At 59.8% G+C, this 20,518-nt stretch carries 14 protein-coding genes and 4 pseudogenes; 10 read left to right on the top strand and 8 right to left on the bottom strand.

Annotated elements, in window-relative coordinates; translation table 11 throughout:
* Window positions 1–36: 36 nt before the first annotated feature.
* From tsaC to IQK56_RS09185, 3 genes and pseudogenes are all read right to left on the bottom strand, one after another.
* Window positions 37–594, bottom strand: a complete 558-nt coding sequence (gene tsaC / locus IQK56_RS09175) for an L-threonylcarbamoyladenylate synthase type 1 TsaC (RefSeq protein WP_150761162.1) — start codon at window positions 592–594, stop codon at window positions 37–39.
* 75 nt (window positions 595–669) lie between these two features.
* Window positions 670–1,773, bottom strand: a complete 1,104-nt coding sequence (gene dprA / locus IQK56_RS09180) for a DNA-processing protein DprA (protein ID WP_193862173.1) — start codon at window positions 1,771–1,773, stop codon at window positions 670–672.
* 63 nt (window positions 1,774–1,836) lie between these two features.
* A pseudogene (locus IQK56_RS09185) lies at window positions 1,837–2,603 on the bottom strand (peptidoglycan-binding protein).
* Window positions 2,604–2,738: 135 nt separating this feature from the next.
* Between IQK56_RS09185 and def the strand changes: the two are divergent.
* The 5 genes and pseudogenes from def to IQK56_RS09210 all read left to right on the top strand — a co-directional run bounded on the left by def (window position 2,739) and on the right by IQK56_RS09210 (window position 7,287).
* A complete protein-coding gene (gene def, locus IQK56_RS09190; protein ID WP_099586151.1) occupies window positions 2,739–3,245 on the top strand; it encodes a peptide deformylase in 507 nt (168 codons plus the stop codon).
* A gap of 69 nt (window positions 3,246–3,314) precedes the next feature.
* Window positions 3,315–4,268, top strand: coding sequence for a methionyl-tRNA formyltransferase (gene fmt / locus IQK56_RS09195; protein WP_150761160.1), 954 nt, complete (start codon window positions 3,315–3,317; stop codon window positions 4,266–4,268).
* Window positions 4,265–5,574: pseudogene (rsmB, locus tag IQK56_RS09200) on the top strand (16S rRNA (cytosine(967)-C(5))-methyltransferase RsmB). Before fmt ends, rsmB begins: the two are co-directional and overlap by 4 nt.
* A 21-nt stretch (window positions 5,575–5,595) precedes the next feature.
* The gene (gene trkA, locus IQK56_RS09205; protein WP_112192829.1) at window positions 5,596–6,969 is read left to right on the top strand and encodes a Trk system potassium transporter TrkA; all 1,374 of its coding nucleotides are present in this window, start codon (window positions 5,596–5,598) and stop codon (window positions 6,967–6,969) included.
* An 18-nt stretch (window positions 6,970–6,987) separates the two neighbouring features.
* Entirely contained in the window at window positions 6,988–7,287 is a 300-nt protein-coding gene (locus IQK56_RS09210; protein WP_193862175.1) for a tetratricopeptide repeat protein, read from the top strand.
* A 73-nt stretch (window positions 7,288–7,360) separates the two neighbouring features.
* Here the strand turns inward: IQK56_RS09210 and IQK56_RS09215 are convergent, their stop codons facing one another.
* Both IQK56_RS09215 and IQK56_RS09220 read right to left on the bottom strand, forming a co-directional pair.
* The gene (locus tag IQK56_RS09215) at window positions 7,361–8,248 is read right to left on the bottom strand and encodes a lysophospholipid acyltransferase (protein WP_122306920.1); all 888 of its coding nucleotides are present in this window, start codon (window positions 8,246–8,248) and stop codon (window positions 7,361–7,363) included.
* Window positions 8,249–8,288: 40 nt separating this feature from the next.
* Window positions 8,289–8,846 carry a DNA-3-methyladenine glycosylase I gene (locus tag IQK56_RS09220; RefSeq protein WP_193901643.1) on the bottom strand — a complete coding sequence of 186 codons (558 nt, stop codon included), beginning with the start codon at window positions 8,844–8,846 and terminating at the stop codon, window positions 8,289–8,291.
* 81 nt (window positions 8,847–8,927) lie between these two features.
* Here IQK56_RS09220 and glyQ point away from each other — a divergent pair.
* The 4 genes and pseudogenes from glyQ to IQK56_RS09240 all read left to right on the top strand — a co-directional run bounded on the left by glyQ (window position 8,928) and on the right by IQK56_RS09240 (window position 13,324).
* A pseudogene (gene glyQ / locus IQK56_RS09225) lies at window positions 8,928–9,880 on the top strand (glycine--tRNA ligase subunit alpha).
* Entirely contained in the window at window positions 9,877–11,931 is a 2,055-nt protein-coding gene (gene glyS, locus IQK56_RS09230; RefSeq protein WP_122306922.1) for a glycine--tRNA ligase subunit beta, read from the top strand. Before glyQ ends, glyS begins: the two are co-directional and overlap by 4 nt.
* Before the next feature lie 2 nt (window positions 11,932–11,933).
* Window positions 11,934–12,470 (top strand): D-glycero-beta-D-manno-heptose 1,7-bisphosphate 7-phosphatase, encoded by a 537-nt coding sequence (gmhB, locus tag IQK56_RS09235; RefSeq protein ID WP_183140497.1) that lies wholly within the window; start codon window positions 11,934–11,936, stop codon window positions 12,468–12,470.
* Window positions 12,471–12,553: 83 nt separating this feature from the next.
* Window positions 12,554–13,324: a lysophospholipid acyltransferase family protein gene (locus tag IQK56_RS09240; RefSeq protein WP_193862177.1), complete on the top strand. Its 771-nt coding sequence runs from the start codon at window positions 12,554–12,556 to the stop codon at window positions 13,322–13,324.
* 179 nt (window positions 13,325–13,503) lie between these two features.
* On the opposite strand, the pseudogene IQK56_RS09245 reads toward IQK56_RS09240, so the two are convergent.
* Window positions 13,504–15,784 (bottom strand): annotated as a pseudogene (locus IQK56_RS09245) (CHASE2 domain-containing protein).
* A gap of 377 nt (window positions 15,785–16,161) precedes the next feature.
* On the opposite strand from IQK56_RS09245, the gene IQK56_RS09250 reads away from it, so the two are divergent.
* Window positions 16,162–16,884 (top strand): response regulator transcription factor, encoded by a 723-nt coding sequence (locus IQK56_RS09250; RefSeq protein WP_122306925.1) that lies wholly within the window; start codon window positions 16,162–16,164, stop codon window positions 16,882–16,884.
* Between the two features lie 105 nt (window positions 16,885–16,989).
* Here IQK56_RS09250 and gyrB read toward each other — a convergent pair whose 3' ends face one another.
* Window positions 16,990–19,407 (bottom strand): DNA topoisomerase (ATP-hydrolyzing) subunit B, encoded by a 2,418-nt coding sequence (gene gyrB, locus IQK56_RS09255; protein ID WP_122306926.1) that lies wholly within the window; start codon window positions 19,405–19,407, stop codon window positions 16,990–16,992.
* 4 nt (window positions 19,408–19,411) lie between these two features.
* On the bottom strand, window positions 19,412–20,515 hold the full coding sequence (gene recF, locus IQK56_RS09260) for a DNA replication/repair protein RecF (protein WP_122306927.1): 1,104 nt from the start codon (window positions 20,513–20,515) through the stop codon (window positions 19,412–19,414).
* Window positions 20,516–20,518: the final 3 nt, after the last annotated feature.

Here is a 20,518-nt window from a genome sequence, read left to right on the forward strand (position 1 = left end):
GGAGCCGGGCTTGCCCGCGATGGCCACAACTCGGTCTCAGGAAGGCCGCACCACCTCACCCGTCACCAAATCCCGAATCAAGCTCGGGTTCTTGCGCCCACCCAGGGCGCCACCCAACACCACGTCCACTTGGCCACGAAAGTATTGCTCCACGCGGATCCGCGTGCGCGCGGCTGGGCGACCCTGAGGGTTGGCCGACGTAGAAATCAACGGCCCTACCAACGAGCACAAGTCCCGCACCAGTGGATGGTCAGACACCCGCAGCGCCACGGTGTCATGCACACCCGTAACCCATTGCGGCAGTAAATCCTGATGCGGCACCAACCAGGTATTCGGCCCAGGCCAGGTGCTGGCCATGCGGTCGATCCAGGTATCCGGGAAGTCTTCGAACAGGAAGTCGAACTGACGGATATTGTCGGCAACCAGGATCAGGCCCTTGTCCACCGAGCGATTCTTGATCGCCAGCAGCCGGTCCACCGCCTCTTCGTTCCAAGGGTCGCAACCCAGGCCCCAGACCGCCTCGGTTGGATAGGCAATCACCGCGCCTGCGCGAATTTCCCGTGCGGCTTCCAGCACACGCCACCTGTTGACCATTGTTTACTCTCCGGACTAAAGCTCTGCGCAGTTTACCCATCTTCGTTACAAAACCTAGTTCCAAAAAACTTGCCGCTACGAAAGCTGGCAGCGCGCCAGCCAGCGCCCGCTTTCGCAGATGACCAAGCCTTCCAGTTCCAACTCGGTGAGGGTCGCCAACACCTGGGACAAAGGCCGACCGCTGGCAATCGCCAGGGCTTCGCTGGTGTGAGGTGCCGCGTGCAGCAACGCCACCAACGGATGGGTCACCGGCATCGGCGCCGGGCGCGACAATGCCTGCCAGCCCCGCAAGCCTTCAAGGATGTGTTCAATGGTTTCCACCAGCGTCGCACCCTCGCGGATCAACTGATGACAACCCTTGGCCCCAGGGTGATGGATTGAGCCAGGGATCGCGTACACCTCACGGCCCTGCTCGGCGGCCAGCTTCGCGGTGATCAGCGAGCCACTGGCCACGCTGGCCTCCACTACCAGTACGCCCAACGACAGACCACTGATGATGCGATTGCGCCGGGGAAAGTTGCTCGCCTGGGGCCCGGCGTCCAGCGGGAACTCGGACACCACGGCACTGCCTTGGGCAATCATCGCCTCGGCGAGCCGTCGGTGGCGCTGTGGATAAAAATTTTCCAGGCCCGTGCCAAGCACGCCGATGGTATGTCCACCCACATCCAATGCCGCTTGATGCGCGGCGCCGTCGATACCCAGCGCAAGGCCACTGGTGATGACAAAACCGGCACTGGCCAAACTGCGGGAAAACGCGGCGGCGGTGTCCATGCCAGGGCGCGATGCGCGCCGGCTGCCGACCATCGCCAGTTGCGGTTTTTCCAGGATTGAAGGGTCGCCAGCGACGAATAACAACGGCGGCGCATCGTCGATCTGGGCGAGCAAAGCGGGGTACTCCGGCTGGTCCCACATCAGCAAATGCTGGGCCGGGCGCCCTGACCAGGCCAATGCTTGACTGGCGCCATCACGGATTTCCGGACTGCGCCGGGCGTCGGCACTGATGGGGGGCAACCCCAGCGCACGCCAGGCACTGGCCGGCGCACTCATAGCCTTTGAAGCGCTGCCGAACGCTTCGATCAACAACCTGAAACGCTTCGGGCCTACTTCCGGCAGCCTGTGCAAGCGTAGCCGGGCTTCCAGCTCTGACGGGGAAATTTCACTGCTGTTTATCGGAAACATCTGATCATCCTTGACCGGAACAAGCTGTGGATAACTCTGTTGGTAACTTATTTAGCAGGCTATTTATTGCGTTTGCTCAGCAGTCTCGAAACGGTCCATAACGGCCAGTGGCCGCGAGGCATTGAGAACCAGGCCATAACTGAGTTTTTCGTAGGTGCGGAACACCAACAGCGTGCCGGCGCGCTCATCGGGTAACTTCGTCGGGGCGCCGGTGAGCGGGTCACGGACGGTGGCGCCGGTTTTGATAACGGCCAGCAATTGGCCCTCGACCAGCCCATCACGCCGGCCTTTGTTCAGGGTAACGGCGTCCAGCACGCCGATCTGGGTCACGCCCCTGGGGATATCGATGATTTTTCCTTCAATGAAAGGCGCTGATTTCTGAGGCTCCAGCGCCGTGGGCAATTGGGCGCGGAGCAGACGGTCCCCAGGACGCACCTCCTGGGTGACCCGTTGCACGGCGAGCGTGCTGAGGTCCCCCGCCATCACAAAGCGAGCAGTACCGATGTCATCGGCGTTGATACCCAGCAATTCATGGGTCTGGGGGTCGGTGTAGACCTTGCCTCGGCGAAAGATCCCATAGCTCGGCTGGGCCGGGTCCAGGTCGCCCTGGCGTGCACACGCTCGCCCTGAGAGCCCAGCACGCGCCCGGCCTCGGCCGCGACAATGTAAGGCGCTGTGTCCAGATCCCGGGGCGTATCAAGAATGCGGTTATGCAATAAAAAGCGCTGGATGGCCTGTTGCGTCGGTAGATCCAGACGCTGGCCGGGTGAAGGAACCAGCGCTGCGGCAAACGGAACCCACAGCAGCAAGACGAGTAGCGATTTCCTCATGGGGTGAATCTCCTTTATTATGTGCGTTCGCGTGAAATGCCAGAGCCCTCGCGGCTTTCGAAGCTTTCACACCGGCCGTATGGGTCCATCCCACCGCCGATTTGCCTTTACCTCACATGTGCAGCAATTACGCTTATGGCTATTTTGAACATCCTCGAATTCCCCGACTCGCGCCTGCGCACGATCGCCAAACCGGTGGCCGTAGTGGACGACAAGGTTCGTCAGTTGGTCGATGACATGTTTGAAACAATGTATGAAGCCCCGGGCATCGGCCTCGCCGCCACCCAGGTCAACGTGCATCAGCGCATCGTAGTCATGGACCTGTCGGAAGACCGCAGCGAACCGATGGTGTACATCAACCCTGAGTTCGAACCGCTGACCGAAGAGATGGGCGAATACCAGGAAGGCTGCCTGTCGGTGCCGGAGTTCTACGAGAACGTCGAGCGCCCGCTGCGCGTCAAGATCAAGGCCCTGGACCGCGACGGCAAGCCGTTCGAGCTGATTGCCGAAGGCCTGCTGGCGGTCTGCATCCAACACGAATGCGACCACCTCAACGGCAAGTTGTTTGTCGATTACCTGTCCACGCTCAAGCGTGATCGGATCAAGAAGAAGCTGGAAAAAAAGCATCGCCAGCAAGCTTGATGCCCTCCTTCCAAAGGCTTGCTGCGGCAAGCCTTTTTCTTTTGTGACTGCTTTTAACCGAGACCTTCCATGACCGAGCCACTGCGCATTGTTTTTGCCGGCACCCCCGAATTCGCCGCCGAACACCTCAAGGCGCTGCTTGCCAGCCCTTACGATGTCATTGCGGTGTATACCCAGCCGGATCGCCCGGCCGGTCGCGGGCAAAAACTGATGCCGAGCCCGGTCAAGCAGTTGGCTTTGGAGCACAACATTGCTGTGCTGCAGCCGCCGACCCTGCGCAACGCCGACGCCCAGGCCGAACTGGCCGCGCTCAAGCCCGACCTGTTGGTGGTGGTGGCCTACGGTTTGATCCTGCCGCAAGTGGTGCTGGATATTCCGCGCCTGGGCTGCATCAACAGCCACGCGTCGCTGCTGCCACGCTGGCGCGGTGCGGCGCCGATCCAGCGCGCGGTGCAAGCCGGTGATGCTGAAAGCGGTGTCACCGTGATGCGCATGGAGGCGGGCTTGGACACCGGCCCGATGCTGCTCAAAGTGGTGACGCCGATCACCGGCGCAGACACTGGCGGCAGCCTGCACGACCGCCTGGCCGAAATGGGCCCGCCTGCCGTGATCCAAGCGATCGATGGTCTCGCTGCCGGCACTCTGGAAGGCGAAGTGCAGGACGACAACCTGGCCACCTACGCCCACAAATTGAATAAAGACGAAGCGCGTATCGACTGGAGCCGCCCGGCGGTGGAACTGGAGCGCCTGGTGCGTGCCTTCAACCCGTGGCCGGTCTGCCACAGCACCCTCAATGGCGAAGCCTTGAAAGTGTTGGCCGCCTCCCTGGCGGACGGCAAAGGCGCCCCCGGTGAAATCATTGGCGCCAGCAAAGACGGCCTGTTGGTCGCCTGTGGCGAGCAGGCCCTGTGCCTGACCCGTCTGCAATTGCCCGGCGGCAAGGCGCTGAATTTCAGCGATTTGTTCAACAGCCGTCGTGAGAAATTTTCCCTGGGCACCGTACTTGGGGTGGCCGCGCAATGAACCCACGTCTGGCCGCCGCCAAGGCTCTCGCCGCCGTACTCAACGGCAAGGCTTCGCTGAACAGTTCACTGCCGACGCAGTTGGATAAGGTCGAGGACCGCGATCGCGGCTTTACCCAGGACCTGGCCTTTGGCACCGCCCGTTGGCAGCCGCGCTTGTCGGCGCTGGCGGCCAAGCTGCTGCAAAAGCCATTCAAGGCGGCCGATGCTGACGTCGAAGCGCTGCTGCTGGTGGGGCTTTATCAGTTGCTCTACACCCGCGTGCCGGCCCACGCCGCCATCGGTGAAACCGTCGGTTGCGCCGACAAGCTGAAAAAGCCCTGGGCCAAGGCCTTGCTCAATGCCGTACTGCGCCGCGCCCAGCGCGAAAGCGAAGCGCTGCTGGCCGAGCTGGAACATGACCCGGTGGTGCGCACCGCCCACCCGCGCTGGCTGCAAAAATCCCTGAAGGCGTTCTGGCCCGAGCAGTGGGAAGCCATCTGCGCGGCCAACAATGCGCATCCACCGATGATTTTGCGGGTCAACCGTCGTCATCACGCGCGTGACGCCTACCTGCAATTGCTCGCCGACGCGGGTATCAACGCCACGCCGTGCGTGTACAGCGTCGATGGCATTGTGCTGGAAGCCGCCACTGACGTGCGCAGCCTGCCGGGCTTTGCCGAGGGTTGGATCAGCGTGCAGGACGAAGCCGCGCAATTGGCTGCCGATTTGCTCGACCTGGCGCCCGGCCAACGCGTGCTCGACGCCTGCTGCGCCCCGGGCGGCAAGACCTGTCACATCCTGGAAGTCGAAAAAGACCTGGCCGGTGTCGTCGCCGTCGACCTGGAAGCCAAGCGCCTGGTGCGCGTACGGGAAAACCTCGCACGCCTTGGCCTGAGCGCGACCTGATCGCCGCCGATAGCCGCGACACCGCCACCTGGTGGGACGGCAAACCATTCCAGCGCATCCTGCTCGATGCGCCATGCTCGGCCACCGGCGTGATCCGCCGCCACCCGGACATCAAGCTCACCCGCCAACCCGACGACATTGTCGCCCTGGCCACCCTGCAAGGTGAACTGCTGGACGCCCTGTGGCCGACCCTGGAAGTCGGCGGCATCCTGCTCTACGCCACCTGCTCCACCTTGCCCACCGAAAACACCGAGGTGATCCAAGCCTTCCTCGCCCGCACCAGCGGCGCCCGGGAGCTGGACCTCGCCACGACGGCCGGCATCAAGCAGCCTCACGGTCGCCAATTGCTCGCGCAAGAAGGCGGACACGATGGCTTCTACTACGCCAAACTGATCAAGATCGCCGCCGCACGCGGCTGAATGGTTTAAGGGAGTGACCGGATGAAAATCATCATCCTTGGGGCAGGGCAGGTGGGCGGCACACTGGCGGAACATTTGGCCAGTGAAGCCAATGACATCACCGTGGTGGACACCGACGCTGAGCGTCTGCGCGACTTGGGCGACCGCCTGGACATCCGCACCGTACAAGGTCGTGCGTCGTTTCCTACGGTGCTGCGTCAGGCCGGTGCCGACGATGCCGACATGCTGGTGGCCGTGACCAACAGCGACGAGACCAACATGGTCGCGTGCCAGGTCGCCCACACCCTGTTCCACACCCCGACCAAGATCGCCCGTGTCCGCGAAGCCGCCTACCTGACCCGCGCCGGCCTGTTCGATAACGACGCCATCCCGGTCGACGTGCTGATCAGCCCGGAGCAGGTGGTGACCCACTACATCAAGCGCCTGATCGAAATTCCGGGCGCCCTGCAGGTGATCGACTTCGCGGGTGGCAAAGCGCAGTTGGTCGCAGTGAAGGCCTATTACGGCGGCCCACTGGTCGGCCAGCAACTGCGCCAGTTGCGCGAACACATGCCCAATGTGGAAACCCGCGTAGCAGCGATTTTTCGGCGTGACCGGCCGATCCTGCCCCAGGGCGATACGGTGATCGAGGCCGACGACGAGGTATTTTTCATCGCGGCCAAAGCGAATATTCGCGCCGTGATGAGCGAAATGCGCCGGCTCGACGAAAACTATAAACGCATCGTCATCGCCGGCGGCGGGCAGATCGGTGAGCGCCTGGCCGAGGCCATCGAAAGCCGCTATCAAGTGAAGATCATCGAGATGAATCCGGCGCGCTGCCGGCATTTGTCCGACACCCTCGACAGCACGGTCGTCCTGCAAGGCAGCGCCTCGGACCGCGACCTGCTGATGGAAGAAAACATTGCCGACGCCGACATCTTCCTGGCCCTGACCAACGATGACGAAGCCAACATCATGTCCTCGCTGCTGGCCAAGCGGCTGGGGGCGAAGAAGGTGATGACCATCATCAACAACCCGGCCTATGTCGACTTGATCCAGGGCGGCGACATCGACATCGCTATCAGCCCGCAACTGGCGACCATCGGCACCTTGCTGGCCCACGTACGCCGTGGCGATATCGTCAGCGTGCACTCACTGCGCCGGGGCGCGGCGGAAGCCATAGAAGCGATCGCACACGGCGATGCCAAGTCGAGCAAAGTGATCGGCAAGGCCATCCGCGATATCGGCCTGCCACCGGGCACCACCATTGGCGCGATTATTCGCGATGAAGAAGTGATCATTGCCCACGACGATACGGTGATCGCTACCGGCGACCACGTCATCCTGTTCCTTGTGGATAAAAAACACATCCGCGACGTGGAGAAGTTGTTCCACGTGGGGCTGAGCTTTTTTTGATCAAACGGAGTGGTTCAAATGCTCGAATCCCTGGAAAAAATGCTCGCCAAGGGTGTGGATAATTCGCTGCTGCGCTTTGGGCTGGGCAAGGGTTATCTGGATCTGAAGGACAATGCCAAGGCGACCGAGCATTTGCAGAAGTGCGTCGAGTTTGATCCGAAGTATTCGGCGGCGTGGAAGTTGTTGGGTAAGGCGCAGTTGGGGCAGGGTGACAATGCCGCAGCGCGACAGGCGTGGGAGAAGGGCATCGAAGCGGCCGACAAGCAGGCCGAGAAAGAGATGACGGTGTTCCTGAAGAAACTCGACCGCCAGGCCTAGGCGGAACTCAAATGTGGGAGGGGGCAAGCCCCCTCCACATTAGATGTGTGTTGTTCTTTAGATCAGCGATGAATCAATACCACCGTTCCTCACCCGGCGGGCGTTTCTTGAAGCGCTTCATGCTCCACATATACTGGCTCGGGTAAGCGCCGACATAGCGCTCCACCACCTTGCTCATCGCCGCGCAGGACGTGGCCGTGTCGGTGCTGTACATGTCTTCCGGCGCCGCTTCGAGGATGACTTTGTAGCCCGAACCGTCCGGCAGTCGCAGGGCGTGCAGGAACACACCAACAGCCTTGTGACCCGCGAGCATGTTGGGCACGAACTTGCTGGTCAGCGCCTGGGTGGCGAAGAACGGCACGAAGATCCCAGCCGATTCCGCCGGCTCCGGGTCAGCGGGAATACCCACCTGGCCACCTTTACGCACTTCCTTGATCACACTGAGAATGCCTTCCTTGGTGGAAGCCGCAACGCGGTTGCCCAACTGCACACGCTGTTTGCGCAGCAACTCATCCACCGCCTTGAGCTTGGGCGGGCGATAGAAAATGATCGGTTTGCACTGGTTGCAATAGAAGTGGTTCAACACCTCCCAATTACCCAGGTGGCTGGTGATGCCGACCACGCCTTTGCCCGAGGCCAATGCTTCGTGCAGCACTTCGAGGCCTTCGACTTCACGCACCAGGTCGATGGAACGTTGCGCCGGCCAGATCCAGGCACAGGCGCTTTCGGTCAGGGACTTGCCGATGTCCATCAGGCTCTGGCCGACCAGGCGCTCGCGGGCGGCCGGGTCCATGTCCGGGAAACACTTTGAGAGGTTGATCCGCACCGTCTCGCGAGAGCGGTTGGGGGTTTTCCACATGATCCAGCCAATCGCCGTGCCGACGGCCTGGACAGCACGCCAGGGCAGCAGGGCAAACAACCGAAGAGCGCCTACCAGCAAGGCGCCTTTAAACTTTTCCACAGGTCACTCCCATTCGTGTGTGGTGCGCAAAGCACGCATTCTAACCGGCGTTGACCAAGTCCGCGTAACGGTCGCAGTCCTGGGTGTGGTCCATGACCATGCCCGAGGCCTGCATGAACGCGTAGCAAATGGTCGGTCCGACAAAGGTGAAGCCGGCTTTTTTCAGGGCTTTGCTCATGGCTTCAGCCTCGGGCGTGATCGCCGGGACTTCGCTGCGATCCTTGAAGTGATTGACCTTGGGCACGCCGCCGACAAACGACCAGAGCAAGCCCACCGGATCTTCCAGCGCCAGCCAGGACGCGGCGTTGCGGCGAGTGGCGTTGAGCTTGAGGCGGTTGCGCACGATGCCAGGGTCGAGCATCAGCGCTTCGATCTCGTCGTCGCTCAATTGCGCCAGGCGCTGCGCATCAAAACCGAACAAGACCTTTCGATAATGCTCGCGTTTGCGTAAAACGGTGATCCAGGAAAGGCCCGCCTGGAACCCTTCGAGTAAAAGCAACTCGAACAAACCCTGCGCATCGCGCAGCGGCGTTCCCCACTCCTGATCGTGATAAGCCATGTACAGCGGATCTTCAGAACACCAAAAGCAGCGTGGCATAAGGCTCCAGGGGATGGTGGCGCGGCCGAATCGGGTATACTCCCGCTCTTTAAATCGCAGCCCAAGTAACAGGTGAATTTCGTGAGCCAGCCTACGCCAGCCGTGCGTACCTTCCAAGACTTGATCCTCGCCCTCCAGCAATACTGGGCCGAGCAAGGTTGTGTGGTACTTCAGCCCTACGATATGGAAGTAGCGCCGGCACTTTCCACACCGCTACCTTCCTGCGGGCCATTGGCCCGGAAACCTGGAACGCCGCTTATGTGCAGCCCAGTCGTCGCCCGACTGACGGCCGCTACGGCGAAAACCCGAACCGTCTGCAGCACTACTACCAATTCCAGGTGGTATTGAAGCCGAACCCGGACAACTTCCAGGAACTGTACTTGGGCTCGCTCAAGCATGTTGGCCTGGACCCGCTGGTCCACGATATCCGTTTCGTCGAAGACAACTGGGAATCGCCGACGCTGGGCGCCTGGGGACTGGGCTGGGAAGTCTGGCTCAACGGCATGGAAGTGACGCAGTTCACCTACTTCCAGCAGGCCGGTGGCATCGAGTGCTACCCGGTGACCGGCGAGATCACCTACGGCCTCGAGCGTCTGGCCATGTACCTGCAAGGCGTGGACTCGGTCTACGACCTGGTGTGGGCTGACGGCCCGTTCGGCAAGGTGACCTACGGCGACGTGTTCCACCAGAACGAGGTGGAGCAATCCACTTACAACTTCGAACACGCCAACGTCGAGAAGCTGTTCGAACTGTTCGACTTCTATGAAAGCGAGGCCAAGCGCCTGATCGAACTCGACCAGCCGCTGCCGTTGCCAAGCTATGAAATGGTGTTGAAGGCGTCCCATACCTTCAACCTGCTGGACGCCCGCCGTGCCATCTCGGTAACCGCGCGCCAGCAATACATCCTGCGTGTGCGCACCCTGGCGCGTTCCGTCGCCCAAGCCTACCTGTTGGCTCGCGCCAAGCTGGGCTTCCCGATGGCAACCCCGGACCTGCGTGATGAAGTGTTGGCTAAGCTGGAGGCTGCACAATGAGTGCTCAAGATTTCCTGGTTGAACTGGGCACCGAAGAGCTGCCACCCAAGGCACTCAACACCCTGGCCGATGCGTTCCTGGCCGGTATCGAAAAAGGCCTGCAAAGCGCTGGCCTGAAGTTTGAAGCCAAGAAAGTCTACGCCGCGCCACGTCGCCTGGCCGTGTTGCTGACCGCGCTGGAAACCCAGCAACCGGACCGCAGCATCAACCTCGACGGCCCGCCGCGCCAGGCGGCTTTCGATGCCGAAGGCAACCCGACCCAGGCCGCCCTTGGTTTTGCCAAGAAGTGTGGCGTGGAGCTGAGCGAGATCGATCAGAGCGGTCCGAAACTGCGCTTCAGCCAGGTCATCACCGGCAAGCCGACTGCCAGCCTGCTGCCAACCATCGTTGAAGACTCCCTGAACGACCTGCCGATCCCCAAGCGCATGCGCTGGGGTGCACGCAAAGAAGAATTCGTGCGCCCAACCCAATGGCTGGTGATGCTGCTCGGTGACCAGGTCATCGACTGCACCATCCTCGCCCAGAAGGCTGGCCGTGATTCCCGTGGTCACCGCTTCCATCATCCTGAAGCCGTACGCATCACCTCGCCGGCGAACTATGCCGCCGACCTGCGTGCCGCTTACGTGCTGGCCGATGCCAATGAGCGTCGCGAGCTGATCAGCAAGCGCACCGAAGAGCTGGCCCGCCTGCAGGAAGGCACCGCCATCGTGCCGCCAAGCCTGCTCGACGAAGTGACCGCGCTGGTTGAATGGCCAGTGCCGCTGGTGTGCTCCTTCGAAGAACGCTTCCTCGATGTGCCGCAAGAAGCCCTGATCACCACCATGCAGGACAACCAGAAGTACTTCTGCCTGCTGGACGTGGACGGCAAGTTGCTGCCGCGCTTCATTACCGTGGCCAACATCGAAAGCAAAGACCCGCAGCAGATCATCGCCGGCAACGAGAAAGTCGTTCGCCCGCGCCTGACCGACGCCGAGTTCTTCTTCAAGCAAGACAAGAAGTCGAAGCTCGAAGACTTCAACCTGCGCCTGCAAAACGTGGTGTTCCAGGAAAAACTCGGCAGCGTCTACGACAAGGCTGCGCGCGTTTCCAAACTCGCTGCCTACATTGCACCCCGCATTGGCGGCGATGCGGCCTCGGCCGCCCGTGCCGGCTTGCTGTCCAAGTGCGACCTGGCCACCGAGATGGTCGGCGAATTCCCTGAGATGCAAGGCGTTGCCGGTTACTACTACGCCCTCAATGATGGCGAGGCCGAAGACGTTGCGCTGGCACTGAACGAGCAGTACATGCCACGCGGTGCCGGTGCCGAGCTGCCGACCACCCTGACCGGTGCGGCCGTGGCCATCGCCGACAAGCTGGATACCCTGGTGGGTATCTTTGGTATCGGCATGCTGCCTACCGGTAGCAAAGACCCGTATGCCCTGCGCCGCGCAGCCCTGGGTGTACTGCGTATCCTGATCGACAAGAAGCTCGACCTCGACCTGACCCAGGCCGTGGTGTTCGCGGTTGGTCAGTTCGGAACCAAGGTCAAGCAAGCCGGCCTGGCCGAGCAAGTGCTGGAGTTTGTGTTCGACCGCCTGCGTGCGCGCTACGAAGACGAAGGCGTGGACGTCTCCGTCTACCTGTCCGTGCGTGCCCTGCAACCGGGTTCGGCGCTGGACTTCGATCAGCGCGTACAAGCCGTACAGGCCTTCCGCAAATTGCCGGAAGCCGATGCCCTGGCCGCTGTGAACAAGCGTGTGTCGAACCTGCTGAGCAAGGCCGAAGGCCTGGGCAACGGCGATGTCGACCCTGGCCTGTTTGCCGATGCCAAGGAGTTCTCGCTGAACTCGGCCATTGCCAAGGCAGAAAACGCCGTGAAGCCGCTGATCGCCGAGCGTAACTACGCCGAAGCACTGGCGCGCCTGGCCACATTGCGTGAGCCGGTGGATGCGTTCTTCGAAGCGGTGATGATCAATGCCGAAGATGCCGGCGTGCGGAAAAACCGCTATGCCATGCTGGCGCGTCTGCGCGGCCTGTTCGTCAACATTGCCGACATTTCGACCCTGAGCTGACCATGGTGAAACTGCTGATTCTCGATCGGGACGGGGTGATCAACTACGACTCCGACGCTTACATCAAGTCGGTGGCGGAGTGGATACCACTGCCCGGCTCGATCGAGGCCATCGCGCAGTTGAGCAAAGCCGGCTGGACAGTGGCGATTGCCACTAACCAGTCCGGCATTGCCCGTGGCTACTACGACATCGCCACCCTGGACGCCATGCACGCGCGCTTGCGCACGTTGGTGGCCGAACAGGGGGGTGAGGTGGGGCTGGTGGTGTACTGCCCCCACGGGCCGGATGAGGGCTGCGATTGCCGCAAACCCAAGCCTGGCATGTTGAAAACCATTGCAGAACATTACAAGGTGCCGTTAGCTGGGATATGGTTCGTCGGGGACAGCCTCGGTGACCTGGAGGCGGCCAAAGCCGTCGACTCTCAGCCAGTTTTAGTAAAGACCGGGAAAGGCGAAAAGACCCAGGCGAAAAACCTGCCGGTAGGCACTTTGATTTTTGACGATCTGGCGGCCGTTGCCGCAGAACTTATCAACAACTAGCCGCCCTCGACATCCTGGCCAAGGAGTGTTCGGGAGTGCGCTTTTCAACAGGCGGGCCGTGTCCCGCAACGGTAAATGCCGCCATGTCGATCTTGCAGGCCATCAGAACCTTTTTCTTTTACCTGCTGCTGGGCACCAGTTCGCTTCTCTGGTGCACCCTGAGCTTTTTTATTGCGCCCTTCCTGCCGTTCAAGGCGCGCTATCGCTTTATCAACGTCTATTGGTGCCGCTGTGCGTTGTGGCTGACCAAGGTGTTCCTGAACATCCGTTTTGAGATCAAGGGCGCTGAAAACGTCCCGGAACAGCCCTGCGTGATTTTGTCTAACCATCAGAGCACCTGGGAAACGTTCTTCCTCTCGGCGTACTTCTCGCCGTTGAGCCAGGTGCTCAAGCGCGAATTGCTGTACGTACCGTTCTTTGGCTGGGCGATGGCCATGTTGCGCCCGATCGCCATCGACCGTGACAACCCCAAAGCGGCGCTCAAGCACGTGGCCAAGAAGGGCGACGAGCTGCTCAAGGACGGCGTTTGGGTGCTGATCTTCCCGGAAGGCACGCGGGTGCCCTTTGGCACCGTGGGTAAATTCTCCCGAGGTGGCACGGCCTTGGCGGTCAACGCCCATCTGCCGGTGTTGCCGATCGCGCATAACGCCGGCAAGTTCTGGCCGAAGACGGGTTGGGCAAAACGCGAAGGCACTATCACCGTGGTGATTGGCGAACCTATGTACGCAGAAGGCGAAGGCCCACGCGCCATTGCCGCGCTGAATGAGCGTGCGCAGGCGTGGAATGAAGCGCAGCAACGGGCCATGGGTTCCCTGCCGCCGAAGCCGGTTGTGGTAGACACTCCGGTGGTATGAGCATCTGTGGATAACCTGTGCACGGTTTGTTGGCGAATTGGCTTTTTTGCTTCATAACAAGCTGATTTACTTACATATTTCCAGAGGCCTAAAAATCCCTAAAAACGTGCATAAGTTTTTTCCGCATAAAAAAACCGGTCCTTGTGACCGGTTTTTTATGCACAGCGCAAAAGTACGTTTTAGCACTCGTCCAGCAAGGGCAATCGCAGGCTGAATGTGGTGCCTTTGCCCACACTGCTTTCACATTCGATACGTCCTCCATGACGCTCCACGACCGCTTTGACCATGGTCAGCCCAAGCCCCAACCCATCGCTGCCCTGGGCTGAATCAAAACGTTTGTACTGGCTGAACAACTCCGGTAAATCTTCGGCAGCTATCCCTGGGCCTTGGTCACTGATCCGACATTCCAACCAGCCTTGCGTGCTGCTGTGTCTCAACCGGATGGTAGTGCCGGACGGCGAGTATTTGATCGCATTCTCCAGCACGTTGAATAACGCGCGGGTGAGCAGCGACTGGTCGGCTGACACCATCCCTTCATCTGCCTCGTCCAGATCGTGGACCAGATGAATGCCCTTGAGCTGTGCGATCAGCGCCACTTGGTCAAAAGCATCCATGACCAGCATGGCGAACAGCGTTGGCTGGAAGTGGTAACCGTCGGCCTCGGCTTTTGCCAACTGAACAAAGGATTCAGTCAGGCTCAAGGCGCGGCGTACTTGCTGCTCTATCTGAGCAAACACTGGCGACTCGGCGCTGTGTACGTCGAGCAGTGCCAGGATCGCCGAGTGCGGCGCACGAAGATCATGGGAAAGGAAACGCAGCATGGTTTCTCGATGCTGCTGGGCCTCACGCTCCTTGCTGAGGTCAGTGAGGCTTAGCAGCCAACCCAGCGCCACATCTCCTTCGGCCGGTAGCAGGGGTGCCAACTCCATGCGCAGGCTACGTTGGTGGATATCCCGAAACTCAACCAACTCCAATGCCGAAAGGGCAGGGCGCACGCCGTTGTGCAGGGGTGGATAACCCAGATCAACCAACTGGTTCAACAGGTTTTGGTTGACCAGATCATTGCCGAACACGTCGCGGGCAATGCGGTTAGCCAGCAATATAGTGCCTTGGGTGTCTGTGATCAGCGTCGCCACCGGCAGGCACTCCAGGCCATCGGCCATAAAGCGCCGAGTGTCCCGCGTGCGGCTCACCGCTTGCTCCAGGGCAAAGATGCGCCCCTGCAACACATCACCTTTGCTGGCCGGCGCACGGCGGCGTTCGGGCAAGACTTTGGGTTCGTTATCCAACCGCGCCAACTCCCAGCCAAAGTAGGCCAGGATCACACTGAGGCGCCGCCAGTTCCAGATCAGGTAGCTGAGCAGCAAACCGATCAGGCAGGCCGCAGGCGACCACCAGTAGCCCAGACGCAGCAGGGCAAATGAGCCGAGCAAGGCCGTGAACATACACCCCAGCGTCATCCATAGTGCATAGCGTGGGCGGTAGAGCAGCAGGCCCAGCAGCAGCGCCACCCAGGACGTTGCCATCACGGCTGACAGCCATTGGGGCAGATCCACGACGCTGCGCCCTTGCAGTAGACCGTTGAGCACGTTGGCCTGGATCTCTACACCTGCTGTAGTGCCAAGCATGGGGGAGAGCGGTGTGACAAAACGATCGCCCATGCCCGAACCTGGCGCGCCTACCAAATAAGGCGTTGCGCAACCGCTCAGGAGGGACTTCGCCGCGTAATACGCTGACATAAGACACACTCGGAAAGCGGCTGTCGGGGTCGATATACGGGATGCGAACTGCATGTTCCTGATGCCAGCCCTGGGAGTTCGAATCGCGAGGCTCACCTGGCATCTCGGAGGGTTGGCCACTCATCGTGAACGCCAGCCATGCCAACTGAGGCGCCGTGGCATCGGGTGGGCCCTCGCGCAAATACAGGCTGCGCACCACGCCATCGCTGTCCGCTTCCACGTTGATATGCCCTATGCCTTTGGCACATTTAAGCAGCGGCTGCAGTTGTCCTCTGGGCTGGCTATAGCTGGCAGAATCATTACGCGCCAGGGGCAACAATACATTGCCGGCATTGCACACTGCGTCGGCCAGGCGTTTATCAGTAGCGGGATCGGCAGGATCGCTGAAGATCACGTCGAACAGGATGGCGGTGGGTTGTGCAGCACTCAGGCGGTCGATCAGGTCGGCGTGCAAACTACGGGGCCAAGGCCACTGTCCCAGCTTCTTCAAGCTGGCGTCGTCGATGGTCACCAATAAGATACGCGGGTCCACCGGCAGCGGTGTCAGTTGGCGCAGGCTGTCATACAGCGGATTGTTCAGCGCCAAGCCAGCGCTCGTCGAGAGGTAGGCTGTGATCGGCAACAACAGCAAACCGATCCACAACCACTCACGAACCAAGCCGTGGAACAGCCGTTGGGCATGGGTGGGTTGACGTTTTTCAGCCTTGCCCCAGAGCATCATTGATCAGCGTGTCCCTGTTGTTGGCGTACGAAAGGAAGTGGCATAGCGCCCAGTGAAGCTCATTTTCGAGGCGGTGGAAAAGTTTTCCTGCGTGAGGCTCATAAAGGTAGAAGCTCCACAGTACCTACTATCAGGGCACAGAAGTCTACGGCAGCGCACGCGTCGGCTGATCCTTTTCCTTAAGGCCTGGAGCCGGTATCTTTCCCACATCGGTACCGAGGACTTTAACTGGGTTGATCACTCATTGAACCCAGCGTACCGAGAGATCCAAGGGGCCGACGAATCTGCGCACAATTCTTCAGATTCGATGGCTGGCATCTGCGCAGTACGTGCCCTCACTACGACTGCCGTACTCTTCAAAATGAAAGGACCCACCCATGCGTGTCGCAATACTGGATGACGAACCCGCTGAATTGCGAAGGGTGGAACAGACACTGCGACAAATCCCCAGCACCGCCGAACAGCCCTGGACCCTGCATTGTTTCGAGCGGGGTGAGGACCTGCTACGTCAATTGCGTCGGGAAACCTTTGACCTGCTGATACTCGATTGGCAACTGCCCGATATCACCGGCATTGCGTTGCTGCGCTGGACCCGTGAGCACATGGAGTCGCCACCCGCCGTGATCATGCTCACCAGCAGGGATGCTGAAAGCGATATCGTCACTGCATTGAACAGTGGCGCCGATGACTACGTCAGCAAACCCTTTCGTCCCAATGAACTCAAGGCTCGGGTTACCGCCGTTCTACGCCGCCATGGCCTGCAAAAGTCGGCTACCCAGGAAGTACAAAGTTTCAACGATCTAACCTTCGACGACGCCGAGTTGACCGTCACCCGGGCGGGAAAACCGATCAACCTTACTGAACGCGAATACCGCCTGGCGAGTTGCTTGTTCGCCAACTTAGCGCGACCGTTGTCTCGCGAGTACCTTTATGAGCGGTTCTGGACCCATGAAGAAATGGTGTCGTCGCGGCCGTTGGATACGCATATCTATCGCCTGCGCAACAAGCTCGGGCTTACCGCTGATAGGGGTTGGCAGCTATTGACGATTTATGGGTATGGGTACCGATTGGAGAGCGTGGCGACCGCTTCCCCTGGTTGAAAAGGGGGATGTTCCACGTGGAGCATTTAAAAAATACCGATTTCCACGTAATAAAAAAGGCCAACGCATAGCGTTGGCCTTTCTGTTTTGCGGGTCTCGCCTGGATCAGAAGTCCAGGTTAGACACTGCCAGAGCGTTGCTTTCGATGAAGTCACGGCGAGGCTCGACCGCATCACCCATCAGGGTGTTGAAGATCTGATCCGCACCAATGGCGTCTTCGATGGTCACGCGCAGCATGCGACGCTGGGCAGGGTCCATGGTGGTTTCCCACAGTTGATCCGGGTTCATCTCGCCCAGACCTTTGTATCGCTGGATAGTGTGGCGCTTGGTGCTTTCGGCCATCAACCAGTCCAACGCTTCCTTGAACTCCTTGACTGCTTTCTTACGCTCGCCACGCTGAATGTAAGCGCCGTCATCCAACAGGGTGCTGAGTTGAGCGCCCAAGGTAACCACAGTCTTGTAGTCGTTGCTGCCGAAGAAGTCGCGGTTGAAGGTGACGTAGTTCGACAGGCCGTGGGAGATCAGTTCAACCTCTGGCAGCCACACGTTACGTTCACGGTCTTCACGCAGACTGGCTTTGTACACCAGGCCAGACTTCTCGACGGTGCGCAGACGTACTTCGTACTGGGCCAGCCAATCCTGCATGTGTGCGTGATCGCCCAACTGCTCCAGGGTGATGGCCGGAAGGTAAATGAAGTGCTCGGTCAGCTCCTGAGGGTACAGGCGCGACAGGCGCTTGAGGGTCTTCATCACCATACGGAAGTCGTTAACCAGACGCTCCAACGCTTCGCCGGAAATACCCGGGGCTTCGTCGTTCAAGTGCAGGCTCGCATCTTCCAGGGCCGACTGCGTCATGTACTCTTCCATGGCGTCGTCGTCTTTGATGTATTGCTCTTGCTTACCCTTTTTCACTTTGTACAACGGTGGCTGGGCGATGTAGATATAGCCACGCTCGATCAGCTCAGGCAACTGACGGAAGAAGAAGGTCAGCAGCAGGGTACGGATGTGCGAACCGTCGACGTCAGCATCGGTCATGATGATGATGTTGTGATAGCGCAGCTTCTCGATGTTGTATTCATCGCGGCCGATACCGCAGCCCAGCGCCGTGATCAAGGTGCCGACTTCCTGGGAGGAAATCATCTTGTCAAAGCGGGCCTTTTCAACGTTGAGGATCTTGCCCTTCAACGGCAGAATGGCCTGGGTGCGACGGTTACGACCCTGCTTGGCGGAACCACCAGCAGAGTCACCTTCCACCAAGTACAGTTCGGAGAGGGCAGGGTCCTTCTCCTGGCAATCAGCCAGTTTGCCCGGCAGGCCGGCGATATCCAGCGCGCCTTTACGGCGGGTCATCTCACGAGCCTTACGTGCGGCTTCACGGGCACGCGCGGCATCGATCATCTTACCGACGACCAACTTGGCTTCGTTCGGGTTCTCCAGCAAGAAGTCGGAGAAGTACTTACCCATCTCCTGTTCAACAGCCGTCTTCACTTCGGAAGACACCAGCTTGTCTTTAGTCTGGGAGCTGAACTTGGGATCCGGCACTTTTACCGAGATAATCGCGGTCAGGCCTTCGCGTGCATCGTCACCCGTGGTGGCGACTTTATGCTTCTTGGCCAAGCCTTCGGCTTCGATGTAAGTGTTCAGGTTGCGCGTCAGTGCGGAACGGAAACCCACCAAGTGAGTACCGCCGTCGCGCTGTGGAATGTTGTTGGTGAAGCACAACAGATTCTCGTTGAAGCTGTCGTTCCACTGCAGGGCGATTTCAACGCCGATGCCGTCTTCACGCTGGACGTTGAAGTGGAATACCTGGTTGACCGCAGTCTTGTTAGTGTTCAGGTATTCAACGAACGCACGCAGACCGCCTTCGTACTTGAAGAGTTCTTCCTTTCCGCTGCGCTCGTCTTTAAGGACGATACCCACACCGGAGTTGAGGAAGGACAGTTCACGGATACGCTTGGCCAGGATGTCCCAGCTGAAGTGAATATTCTTGAACGTTTCAGCCGACGGCTTGAAGTGAATCTGCGTGCCGGTCGACTCACTGTCGCCAACGATTTTCATCGGCTCCTGTGGAACGCCGTGGACGTAAGTCTGTTCCCAGATCTTTCCGCTACGGCGGACAGTCAGGATCAACTCTTCGGACAACGCGTTCACTACCGAAACACCTACACCGTGCAAACCGCCGGATACTTTATAGGAGTTATCGTCGAACTTACCGCCAGCGTGGAGCACGGTCATGATGACCTCTGCTGCCGAAACGCCTTCTTCTTTGTGCACATCTACCGGGATGCCACGACCGTTGTCGCGCACGGTAATGGATTCATCCGGGTGGATGATGATGCTGATGTCGTCGCAGTGACCGGCCAAAGCTTCGTCGATGGAGTTGTCGACCACCTCGAACACCATGTGGTGCAGACCGCTACCGTCATCAGTGTCGCCAATGTACATACCGGGACGTTTGCGTACGGCATCCAAACCTTTCAGCACTTTAATGCTGGTCGAGTCGTACGTGTTTTCTTCGCTCATGCCTTCACTCCCGATGGTCGTGGGTCTGGGTGATACGGCCTTGTTCCACGTGGAACAAAGCGACTGGCGTTTCCGTCTGCCAGCCTTCCCTCAATAATTCGTGGTCTACACAGGTGATAAACACCTGGCAGCGTAAGTCTTCCAATAAGCGGCATAGCGCGCGGCGGTGTTGCTCGTCGAGTTCAGACGGCAAGTCATCCACCAGATAAATACACTGGCCGCGTCGGGCTTGGCTAACCAGATGGCCCTGGGCAATACGCAGAGCACACACCACCAACTTCTGCTGGCCGCGGGACAAGATATCCGCAGCATTATGAGCGCCTAATCTAAGACGCAAATCAGCCCGTTGGGGTCCGGCCTGGGTATGACCAATTTGCTGATCCCGGTGCAGGGACGTGGCGAGCACTGCGCTCAGTTCACGCTCTTTGTCCCAACCACGGTAGTAGCTCAGCGTCAGCCCTTCGAGATCCAACAGCTCACTCAAAGTCTGCTCAAAGACTGGTTTCAAGGCTTTGATATAGGCGCGGCGGTATTCATCTATTTCGTCGCTGGCCAGGCACAGTTCCCGGTCCCAGGCCGCTTGCGAAGCGGCGTCAAGTGTACCATGCCGCAGCCACGAGTTCCGCTGCCGCAGGGCCTTCTGCAGGCGCTGCCAAGTGGCCATGAAACGCGGTTCCACGTGGAACACTCCCCAATCGAGGAATTGCCTGCGGATTTTGGGAGCGCCTTCCAACAGCCGAAAGCTGTCAGGGTTGATCAACTGCAATGGCAGGATCTCTGCCAATTGCGCAGCACTGCGCGCATTTTGCCCGTCGATGCGAATCTGGAATTCACCGCCTCGATCACGCGATATCCCCAGGCTGCTGTGCCCCCCCTCCGCCAGTTCAACCTGGCCAAAGACAGTGCACGCCAATTGTTCGTACTGGATAACCGGTAACAAGCGCGCACTGCGAAAGGAACGGGCGAGCCCCAGCAAGTGGATAGCTTCCAGCACGCTGGTTTTCCCACTGCCGTTGGCACCGTGGAGGATATTAATGCGGGGGGAGGGGGAGAAGGTCACCGGGTGCAGGTTGCGCACCGCGGTGACTGAAACGCGACTGAGGGACATCTA

Source organism: Pseudomonas cyclaminis, from assembly GCF_015163715.1.
GTDB lineage: Bacteria > Pseudomonadota > Gammaproteobacteria > Pseudomonadales > Pseudomonadaceae > Aquipseudomonas > Aquipseudomonas cyclaminis.

Bases quoted from the DNA above. Each gene is read 5' to 3' on its own strand.
- dprA (WP_193862173.1), bottom strand. From the start codon at position 1,773: ATGTTTCCGATAAACAGCAGTGAAATTTCCCCGTCAGAGCTGGAAGCC.
- fmt (WP_150761160.1), top strand. From the start codon at position 3,315: ATGACCGAGCCACTGCGCATTGTTTTTGCCGGCACCCCCGAATTCGCC.
- glyS (WP_122306922.1), top strand. From the start codon at position 9,877: ATGAGTGCTCAAGATTTCCTGGTTGAACTGGGCACCGAAGAGCTGCCA.
- def (WP_099586151.1), top strand. From the start codon at position 2,739: ATGGCTATTTTGAACATCCTCGAATTCCCCGACTCGCGCCTGCGCACG.
- gmhB (WP_183140497.1), top strand. From the start codon at position 11,934: ATGGTGAAACTGCTGATTCTCGATCGGGACGGGGTGATCAACTACGAC.
- trkA (WP_112192829.1), top strand. From the start codon at position 5,596: ATGAAAATCATCATCCTTGGGGCAGGGCAGGTGGGCGGCACACTGGCG.
- tsaC (WP_150761162.1), bottom strand. From the start codon at position 594: ATGGTCAACAGGTGGCGTGTGCTGGAAGCCGCACGGGAAATTCGCGCA.
- IQK56_RS09210 (WP_193862175.1), top strand. From the start codon at position 6,988: ATGCTCGAATCCCTGGAAAAAATGCTCGCCAAGGGTGTGGATAATTCG.
- IQK56_RS09220 (WP_193901643.1), bottom strand. From the start codon at position 8,846: ATGCCACGCTGCTTTTGGTGTTCTGAAGATCCGCTGTACATGGCTTAT.
- IQK56_RS09240 (WP_193862177.1), top strand. From the start codon at position 12,554: ATGTCGATCTTGCAGGCCATCAGAACCTTTTTCTTTTACCTGCTGCTG.
- recF (WP_122306927.1), bottom strand. From the start codon at position 20,515: ATGTCCCTCAGTCGCGTTTCAGTCACCGCGGTGCGCAACCTGCACCCG.
- gyrB (WP_122306926.1), bottom strand. From the start codon at position 19,407: ATGAGCGAAGAAAACACGTACGACTCGACCAGCATTAAAGTGCTGAAA.
- IQK56_RS09250 (WP_122306925.1), top strand. From the start codon at position 16,162: ATGCGTGTCGCAATACTGGATGACGAACCCGCTGAATTGCGAAGGGTG.